This window comes from Fibrobacter succinogenes (assembly GCF_902779965.1).
In the GTDB taxonomy this organism is placed as follows: Bacteria; Fibrobacterota; Fibrobacteria; order Fibrobacterales; family Fibrobacteraceae; genus Fibrobacter; species Fibrobacter succinogenes_F.
This window is the reverse complement of record NZ_CACZDK010000048.1, coordinates 23,504-33,103: the sequence shown is the minus strand read 5'-3', so window position 1 is coordinate 33,103 and position 9,600 is coordinate 23,504. Positions and strand designations below refer to the sequence as shown.

Below are 9,600 nucleotides of genomic sequence, written 5' to 3'. Positions count from 1 at the left end.
TCGTATTGCCTATATCGACGTCGAAGTTCTCGTTCGTCTATGCTTGTTGTTCTTGATATAATGGTAGGGCCAAATCCCTCTTGGAACATTTCCAAGGCTCTTGCCCACTCTTCTTCTGTGTGTTTCTTATACATGAAAACCCCGAAAGTTGTGTCCAACTTTCGGGGTTCACATCATTTGCGGGGGCTTTTTTATTTCAAAGAATATCCATAAGCCCATTTATAAAGTAATTATTAAATAACTATTTTACAAGTAATACTTTATTTTATATTTAATGTAAAGGAGGTTACAAAATGGAAAACTTTTTCAATACATTGTACGACATTTTGGCAACCTCTCCTTGGTGGGTCCAAATTTTACTCGCATTTTCCATAGGACTTTGCGCTCTTTCAATTTTGTCCATTTTTTTATGCGATCTATTTTTCATTCCGTTGTACGGGGTACGTGTGCCCAAATTGCCAACATTATACGTATGGCATGCAGGCGTAACAACTCTCATCTCCATTTTCAAGACATTCCATATTCCATCAGACAGTCTAGAACGCAGCAAGATGATATATGAAGATAAAATCAGAAAATTGGAGAACATTAATAAAAACATTCTTCAAAAAGCCATGCTAAAAGAGAAAATTCACGACAATCCCACTCTCAGCGGGCATTCTTACAAAGATATTGAAGAGTAATAAAGAAAGCGCCATCACGCCATTACCTAAGATAACAAACGCAAGGATAATCGAAGCACAATTCAAATCAATTTATATTTACCGTATGAACATTCCTTGCGTTCAACTTTCAAACTACAGCTTTACAAAAATCAATGGAAAATTTTTTCAGCACACTTTATCAAGTTTTTGCCACCTCGCCCTGGTGGGTGCAGATCATCCTCGCATTTTCCATCGGCGTCTGCGTACTCTCGGTTTTGGGAATTCTAGTTTGCAATCTTTTTCTAATCCCAATATGTAGAGGTCACCAATCAATCGGCACTTTGCACATTTGGCACGCAGGCACAGTCGCTCTCATCGCCATTTTCAAAGCGTTTCACCTCCCCACAGACGGGCTTGAGCGCGGCAAAAGAGCCTACGAAGAAGAAATCCGCAAAGCCGAAGGAATCAAATACAGCATAAGCAACAAAGCCAAACCCAAAGAACCGACAACACCAATCAACCCCCTCGGCAAGCACTCCTACAAAAACATCGAAGAATAGCCCAATAGCAAAAAACAACGCCAAGCAGGGCGTTGTTTTTTTATGTCAAAAAGGGGATTCCCGCTTTCTACTCAAAGAGCATAACTCAACAATAGAACTAAAGTTCAAAGTTTCATATAGCGGGAATGACAAGATCTCGCGACTCTCGCGAGTACTTAAGATTACGGAACCTCAACCGAGTCCAAAATCTTCTGCACGACGGTTTCGGCAGTGACTTCTTCAGCTTCGGCTTCGTAGCTCAGAATCACACGGTGGCGGAGCACTTCCATCGCGACAGCCTTCACATCTTCCGGCGTCACATAAGCGCGGCCCTGGATAAACGCATGAGCCTTCGAAGCCTGGGCAAGACCAATAGAAGCACGCGGAGAAGCGCCCACTTCCACAAAGCCCACCAAGTCGCTACGCTTGATGCTACCCGGATCACGAGTGGCCAAGACCAAGTTCACGATGTACTCGCGCACGCGTTCGTCCACATAAACCTGCTTCACGAGCTCGCGAGCCTTCAAGATATCTTCCTTCGTCGCGACAGCCTTCGGCTGGCGAAGTCCTGCGCCCGAAACAGCATCGAGAATCTTCATTTCGTCGGCCTTGTTCGGGTAGCTGACCTTTACCTTCAAGAGGAAACGGTCCACCTGAGCTTCCGGCAGCGGATACGTGCCTTCCTGTTCAATCGGGTTCTGCGTGGCAAGCACCAAGAACGGTTCGTCGAGCTTGAACGTTTCATCGCCAATCGTGATGTGGCGTTCCTGCATGGCTTCGAGCAATGCACTCTGCACCTTCGACGGAGCACGGTTGATTTCGTCAGCAAGCACAAGGTTCGTAAAAAGCGGACCCTTGCGCGTTTCGAACTTTGCCTCGCGGGCGTTATAAATCGTCGTACCGAGCAAGTCTGCCGGCAGCAAATCAGGAGTAAACTGGATACGCTTGAAGTCGAGCGACACAGCATCTGCAAAAGCCTTCACCGCAGTCGTCTTGGCAAGGCCCGGAAGACCTTCCAAAAGCACATGGCCATCCGCCAAAATACCCGTCAGAATGCTTTCGACCATCGCCTTCTGACCAATCACCGTATCTTCAACTTCATGCAACAAGTTCATGCAAAAAGAACTCTGCTGTCTAATCTTTTCCGAAAGTTCCTGAATATCCATTTATAGTCCTCTCTATGTATTTCTTCAAATTTTTATCACTTTCGTTTTTAACCATCTTCTTTCGCGAATAAGACGAGAGACGAGAGACTAAAGACGAGAGAATTTTTTCGTTCATTAAGATACTAAAATCTTTAGGAAAAAACAAACGATTCTAGTAAACTGTAGGGAGCAGAAGGGGAAAGCCTCCCCCTGATTGCAGCCTTGCCCTATTGTCATGCCCGCCACCGAGCGGGCACCTCCTTCTAGGGCAAGTCTTCCATCCCCCCCCTCACACCTAAGGGGACACCCCCTTAAAAACCCCACAAGGCGAATGCCGCGACAATTGTGCATCAAACAACACGCTAAAATCAAGATAAAAGCGTTGATTATCAGAACCAAGTTTTTTCTCTTGCCTCGTATTCTTCTAGAGACTGCAATTCTCGCATTTTCCGTCTTTTCTCAGCCTCTTCCTTTTCTTTTTCCAATTGCATCAGACGGTTTTCTTCTTGCTTTTTTTCATTTTCACTTTTTTTACCTTTCATACCAACAGCACTCAAAGCTATAGCAAATCTATTCTTTTTATTATCTAAATCTCTACCATAACGAAATTCCAAAGCAATCGTTACACCCTCTAAACGATACGAAGCAAAGGCTCCCCCGCCCACTTCATAATAAAACAGCGGATGCGGCTCTGGAAAAGAAAATGCCATGAACCCTTCTTTTACCTCAGACAGGTATCGTTCAACTCCATTTCTAGAAAAATGTTCCGTTAAGCCAATCTTTACCTTGTTTCCAATAGGAATTTGTTGAATCAGCATCGTACCAAAGGAAACATCTTTCCAGAAATTATCACTCAAATAGTTTCCACTATTAAAAGGAGAATAAATAGAACTCCACGCGGAAAGGCCAAAAAACGGAGATACAAATCCCAATTGTACAAATGGTGTTACCGACTGAGCCCCCAACCCAATCGAAAAGAATCCTTTATTCCAAAAAACAATTTCAGAAAAATCAAGCACCCATTCAGAATGACTAAAATCCTTTTCTATATCATGATCATAATATTTTTCATGATTATCTAAATCACCACTATACAAGGCAAGGTTCAAATTTACAACAGCAGTATCTTTTTCATAACTGCTCATAAACGCTGTAGCCGAAGGCGGACGCATTATAGAACTGCACCCCGCAAGCATCACCGCAACAACCAAAACAATTAAGTAAGTCAACCGATTCATCACGTATAAAATAGCTTTAATTCAAAAAGTTTCAACGTAATTCATCGGCAAATTTCAACCGCCCATCAGGCATTTCAAATAAGAAAGGCGATTCCGCATACTTCGACTACGCTCAGCACAGGTTCCAGCCGGAACGACATTTGAGAAGGGCATGACAAAACGCCCTCTGGAGAAACGAATTTGGCAAACGGCGTTTACCAAATTGGGCAAGCTGTGCTTGCCCAATCTGAAAAACATCATTTTTCCAACACCGGGAAAATGATATTACTTTTTCTTTTTTGAAATTTCAAAAGAGACGCGTCAGTCGCTTTCAAACGACGCGCCACCTTCTTAACATCTTCACTTGCAGGCAAATTTTCGGGAACAATACCACGATCAAGAAGCATTTTGCGGACAGCGCGATTGTTATCCACATGTTCCTTCTCAATTTTCTTTTGTCCAAAAAGATTTTTTGTTTGAGTTTTGACAGAAGTCATTTCCGCAGCAAGATCCTTAGCCTTGATACTTACCGTAGGCAAAAAATCTGCCAGCGGGCGACTCGCAGGGACATTATACTTACGCTTTAAGAGATTCGTATCAATGTTGAACAACGCCTGATCGCCCTTGGAACGGATAACGGCAAAATAATTCTGCGCAAAAGATATTTCCGGCTTGCGAGAATCACCATTCTGAGCAATCAGATAACAAGCGTAGCGAGTAAGCATATAGTCATCAACTTCACGTACCGCCCCCTTTGCAAGATGGATCATTTTCCCGGCGCCGGGAAAATGATCATCTACAATTTCGCCTGCATTTTTACAGGCTTCCTTCGCCTTTTCAATAGCATTACTAAAACGCTCCCATTTAGTATATCCAAGTAACGTACTCAAGTCACGAGCACTCCAACATTCCACCCCTTGGTATTCGCAAGCAATAGCTTGGAACTTTTCGAACAGAGTCTTGATCTCTTCGGACTTCATTATAGCCTCCATGTAATCGTATTATACGACGCCGTTTTTGCGGCAAGTTTATGATTAGAGGCGTTCCTGCAAAATCAAATTATGACTAAAGCAAAAACGCACCTCGCCTTTGTATAGCGAGATGCGCAGTCATTAATGTATCTATATATTAAAAAGTTGGCAAGGGGTTCATAAAAATTTTACATAACCCAACAAAAAACTACCACCCTTGAAAATCAATCATAAACGTATACCGGTTGAAATCGCTTATAATGTTACCATCAATTTCTTTTTCATCAAAACGATAATACGTTAGATCTCTTCCGAGCCGAAATTCAATACCAACATTTGTTCCTGTTCCAACACCAAATGAAACATATGCACCTCCACCAATTTCATCGTAGAATATAGGCGTGGGTGTAGGAATGCTGAAGCCCAAGTCATATATACCATGAGCTATATTTTCACGACCATTTCTTGATAAATGTTGCGTCAAACCAATGCGAACGCCATTCCCTATCGGCAACTGTTCAATAACAGACACACCGCCCGCCCACTGAAAATACTTGTGTTCTACTTTTTCAAATTGCCACAAGCAAAGATTGCTCCAACCCATCACGCCAAAATAATCCGAAACAAACCCCACCTGTATATAAGGTGATAATAAATCAAATCCAAAACCGTATTTAAAATATCCATAGCGTCGCTGAAACGAAACAGCAATTTCTACAGGAGATTCCTCTTCTCTATAGCTGTATTCTTCATTTACTTCTCTTTTCACATACTTTTTAGGAATAAAATCATAAGCCACACCCCCTACTGTAGCAGAAATTGAAGCATCGCGCACAAAGCCATCTCTATCATTTTCCATAAACGCCGAAGCAGAAGGTGGATGAACAAGCATTGTATTACATCCCGTAAGCAATGTCGCAACAACCAAAACAAGTAAACAAGCCAACCGCTTCATCACATATAAAATAGCTTTAATTCAAAAAGTTTCAACGTAATTCATCGGCAAATTTCAACCGCCCATCAGGCGATTTGTCATTTACTTTTTCTTTTTCACAGCAGGCAACTCTGGAAGCATGGCGTCGAGCAAACGCACAAGCAAGCCGCTGTCTGCAATCTGTTCAGCAGTGACACGCAACATCGGTTTTGCGCCATCGTAGGGCAATTGCTTTTTCGCATTCGGGAGCATCGCAAGTGCCGCAGGCACAGGTTTTATCAGCAAGCGGTCATCGTAAATCCCGCCGAAAACTTTTCCGTCGGCATAAAGGATATACTCGCCCATCATCTTACGGGTCGTCACGCGGAATCCACCATCAAACAGTTCACCCTTGAACTGCGACAAAACATAATCACGAAATTTTTCAGAACTTGGCATTTTTACTCTTCACCAAATTAACGATACAGTCCCTAAATTCACCGGCATTACCAATATGGTAGCTATCCGCACCATAATACAAAAGCGAGTCCTTGCTATTATAGGTGGTAGCAAAATCCATCAGTTTAGCATTTTCTGCTTTACAAATTTCCGGAGTCATTTTTGGATCAGACATATAATCCAAAACACAAACTCCATTGTCAGATTTCAAAATTGCACCAACCTCAGTATAACTTCCTCGATTATACTGCAAGTCCTTCGCCTTGGTAAACTCGACCTCAAAATTCTGCCCATCTATCACAAATGAAATATGCTTTTTATCTCTACTATTAATAACAACGTTATTATTTTGCACATACCATTCAAAACTTCCGTCTTCATCAAAAACCGTCCACGGTGCATCAAATCCAGCCAACCCCACATTTTCATTCGTCTTAACAATTATATTAAAAATCATTTCCATATAATAAGACCTTGTATAATCGTCATATTCATTTTCTGTCGGAGCATACATGTCTATTACTTTACCGCTCAAATCGGTCACTGACGCAAAAACAGTATCCTGCGTAAATTCAAAATATGTAATTGTATTTTTTTGTCTGCTGCTTAATTTTTTTGCATCACTGCAATCAAGCGAATTGCTTTCTTGAACATACTCGCAGTTTATCATTTTCCACTTATTCTTAATCTGTCCATTTTTACCACCAACAAATATTTGACCATACGTTCTAACATCTTCATCGCTATAGAAAATAACAAGCGTATCGCCTCTAAAATCATAATCCCTTTCAATATGTTGTGTATCCACCATCGTCACGAATTCGTATTTGTCATCATCAACTTTGCAAACATCATGACGGCTCACTTCATAAGTTGAAAACTTCCGATTCGCCTCATCCAGAACTAGCGGGTACTTAACCCCCACAAAATTTTCCCTTGAATTATCTGCCACCGGATTAGACTCGTCGCCACCACTACAGGCAAGTATCACCACAGAGCTAAAAAATAAACTAACAAGATTCAAAAATTTCATAAAAAACTCCTTCCAAATCGTTTACCATAAATAATACAAATTTCAAGGACAAAGTTCTCCAACAAGTCGCATTTATAATTTCTTTTTCAACACTCTCGCACACGGCTTTTCTACAAATTCGTGCAACATAACAGCAATAAACGCACACAGCACAACCGATACAGCAATTTGCAGCACATTGTTCTGGATACCGCACGCAGCAAACAGCCAATTTTCAATTTGTGTATTGAACACTTGAGCCAAGAAAAACGCATAACTCGCCGCACTCGCATAACGCAAAAACGCAGACCCCAGCAATCTCGGCGATTTCAGTCCAGCCAGAGTTAAAATCATGCAGGCAAACAGCGGAATTACAATCCAGTCGTAAAGCATGTAATTGCCCACGAAAATATTCAGCCGCACCGCAATCGATACCCCTGCAACCAAAAGCAAAACTTCAACAATCAAAGCTTTCCAAGTCGCAAGACTTTTCGCGATTCCAGCACGAATCGGCAATGAGCACAACAGCACACCGATGAAAAATTCAAGACCTCGGAAAAACGGATTGGAATAAATAGAATCCGTCTTGAACGTATGCACCACAAGCGGCGACCAAAACAAAACCGCAATACAAACAGCAAGAGCAATCCACTTCGTACGAGTAGTCATCTGCTTTACAATTTCTTGCATCAGCGGGAACGCCAAATACGCAAACAGCAAGCAAGAAATAAACCAAGTTCCGTCATTGTGACTCACCGGGAACAGCGTCGAAAAAACACTTTGCAGCCCAAGCACTTCAATCGGCAACAGCACCAGATTCTGGAACGATGATTCTTGCCCCAGCGTCACGACATACAATACAGCCACAACCAAGTACAATGGAAAAATCCCGAAAATGCGTTTCAGGTAAAATTTCTTGAGTGCCGGAGCCTGCACAAGCGACTTATCCTTATACGTCAAGAACAGCACATAGCCCGAGAGCATAAAGAACGCCGTCATAAACACGGCACCCATCGAGACAAAACCCGTCAACGGTCCGAAACTGTTTTCGTGATGGATATGGCAATGGAACAGCAGCACCATCACGGCAGCCACCACCCGAAACAAGTCGAGTCCTGCCGCACGCTGCTTAGCCTCTTCCTTATCGATAATCATACGTCTAAATTATAGTTCAAATTAATTAAAAAATGCATAGTGCGTCATAAAATAAAAGCGATTTCGCGGTTCACCAATTTCACGACCATAACGGAATTCAAAAGAAAAATTCTTGTAAGTCAAATATGTTCCTATACCAAATTCATTGTATAAAATCGATGAGATATCTTTTAAATCATAATGTATATGATACGCATTTCTTGAAATATGTTCACTTAGACCTATTTTCAAATTTTCATGTATAGGATATTCTTCAATCAACATCAAGCCTCCCAAAAATGGATTATCATCAGGGAAAAAGGAATCCACCCCCCCAACCCAACCTTGCAATCCGATATACTGACTAACAAATCCCACAACGCCTCTATATGAGAGGTTTTCCATAGAGAACCCTAGGATGAAATGATTATATCTAAATAAAAGAGATAAATCGAAATTTCCATAAGATTCCGCACAAGTATAACTATCCCAATGTATAGTTTCTCCATCTACATGTTCTTTATAAATATTACCAGCACGAGCTGATCCACCAACAATAAAAGAATTATTAAATTCACCCTCTTTCATCTTCACATTCATAAATTGCGCAGCAGAAGGTGGATGGCTAGAACACCCCGCAAAAAGCAAAACAAACATAACGACAGCTAATATAAAACATCTATACAACATAACAATCCTATAAATCTAATCAGCCAATCTATCTCCAAATCCATTCTTCTTGTTTTTCTTTTTTAGAAACAGAAAACATCCAATTCAAATAAAAAATAAACCGATTTCTACTTTCACTGATATCACGACCATAACGGAATTCAATCGCAAAACTTTTATACGAGAGATAAGCTCCTACACCAACTTCCGTATAATAGATAGGATCAGGACTCCCAATACAAGCTCCCGTAGGACCAAATCCTCCTCCACAGTCGTTTTCTTTCAGCCTTGATTCAAAACCATTCCTAGAAAAATGTTCTGCAATACCGATTTTCCAATTTTCGTTCAAAGGCAACTGTTCGATGGCCATAATTCCACCAAGACCAGCCATCCACCCCAATACGCCAACATATTTAGAAACAAAACCAAGTTGTAAAAAAGGCACTACAGTCTGTAGGCCAAGACTCGCTGAAAAATTTTTGTAATTGAAAAAATGAGTATATGTAAAATCAGCAGGCCACTCATAGGAATCTCTTTCATCATTATTACCCGATAAGTTTTTATCGTGAATTACTTCATGGACCAAATCACCAGAATAATACGCAAGGCCAATAACATCTCCACTAAGATCCTTCGCATTCGAATTCATAAAAGCTGCCGCAGAAGGAGGACGCGTAACAACGCAGCATCCGTTCAAAACAAATACAAGCAACACCAAAACAACAGAATAGAACTTCCAAACCATTCTTCAAAATTAGATTATTTTGGATAAATGCAAGAGCATTTTATCTGCTGATTTCATCCGCTTATCAGATTTTTCAGAATAAATGCACAAAAAAAGAGATTCCCGCCCCGAAACATGTCCGGGACAGTCTCTACCGGGAATGACAATAGACA

11 protein-coding genes are annotated in these 9,600 nt (G+C 41.3%); 2 read left to right on the top strand and 9 right to left on the bottom strand.

Annotated features, from left to right (window positions below; all coding sequences use genetic code 11):
• Positions 1–293: 293 nt before the first annotated feature.
• Together HUF13_RS16110 and HUF13_RS16105 are read left to right on the top strand one after the other, a co-directional pair.
• Positions 294–683 carry a hypothetical protein gene (locus HUF13_RS16110; RefSeq protein WP_173476063.1) on the top strand — a complete coding sequence of 130 codons (390 nt, stop codon included), beginning with the start codon at positions 294–296 and terminating at the stop codon, positions 681–683.
• 134 nt (positions 684–817) lie between these two features.
• Positions 818–1,204 carry a hypothetical protein gene (locus HUF13_RS16105; RefSeq protein ID WP_173476062.1) on the top strand — a complete coding sequence of 129 codons (387 nt, stop codon included), beginning with the start codon at positions 818–820 and terminating at the stop codon, positions 1,202–1,204.
• 161 nt (positions 1,205–1,365) lie between these two features.
• Here the strand turns inward: HUF13_RS16105 and HUF13_RS16100 are convergent, their stop codons facing one another.
• The 9 genes from HUF13_RS16100 to HUF13_RS16060 all read right to left on the bottom strand — a co-directional run bounded on the left by HUF13_RS16100 (position 1,366) and on the right by HUF13_RS16060 (position 9,448).
• Positions 1,366–2,349, bottom strand: a complete 984-nt coding sequence (locus HUF13_RS16100) for a MoxR family ATPase (protein ID WP_074209293.1) — start codon at positions 2,347–2,349, stop codon at positions 1,366–1,368.
• A 368-nt stretch (positions 2,350–2,717) separates the two neighbouring features.
• A complete protein-coding gene (locus tag HUF13_RS16095; protein ID WP_173476061.1) occupies positions 2,718–3,566 on the bottom strand; it encodes a hypothetical protein in 849 nt (282 codons plus the stop codon).
• Between the two features lie 236 nt (positions 3,567–3,802).
• The gene (locus HUF13_RS16090; RefSeq protein WP_173476060.1) at positions 3,803–4,525 is read right to left on the bottom strand and encodes a BRO family protein; all 723 of its coding nucleotides are present in this window, start codon (positions 4,523–4,525) and stop codon (positions 3,803–3,805) included.
• A 199-nt stretch (positions 4,526–4,724) separates the two neighbouring features.
• Positions 4,725–5,471, bottom strand: a complete 747-nt coding sequence (locus HUF13_RS16085; protein WP_304039318.1) for a hypothetical protein — start codon at positions 5,469–5,471, stop codon at positions 4,725–4,727.
• Between the two features lie 81 nt (positions 5,472–5,552).
• On the bottom strand, positions 5,553–5,888 hold the full coding sequence (locus tag HUF13_RS16080) for a TfoX/Sxy family protein (RefSeq protein WP_173476059.1): 336 nt from the start codon (positions 5,886–5,888) through the stop codon (positions 5,553–5,555).
• A complete protein-coding gene (locus HUF13_RS16075; protein WP_173476058.1) occupies positions 5,875–6,921 on the bottom strand; it encodes a hypothetical protein in 1,047 nt (348 codons plus the stop codon). The genes HUF13_RS16080 and HUF13_RS16075 overlap by 14 nt, the downstream gene beginning before the upstream one ends.
• Positions 6,922–6,993: 72 nt before the next feature.
• Complete coding sequence (locus HUF13_RS16070) at positions 6,994–8,055, bottom strand: acyltransferase (protein ID WP_173476057.1); 1,062 nt, start codon at positions 8,053–8,055, stop codon at positions 6,994–6,996.
• Between the two features lie 21 nt (positions 8,056–8,076).
• Complete coding sequence (locus HUF13_RS16065; RefSeq protein ID WP_173476056.1) at positions 8,077–8,691, bottom strand: hypothetical protein; 615 nt, start codon at positions 8,689–8,691, stop codon at positions 8,077–8,079.
• Positions 8,692–8,752: 61 nt separating this feature from the next.
• Positions 8,753–9,448, bottom strand: a complete 696-nt coding sequence (locus HUF13_RS16060) for a hypothetical protein (RefSeq protein WP_173476055.1) — start codon at positions 9,446–9,448, stop codon at positions 8,753–8,755.
• Positions 9,449–9,600: the final 152 nt, after the last annotated feature.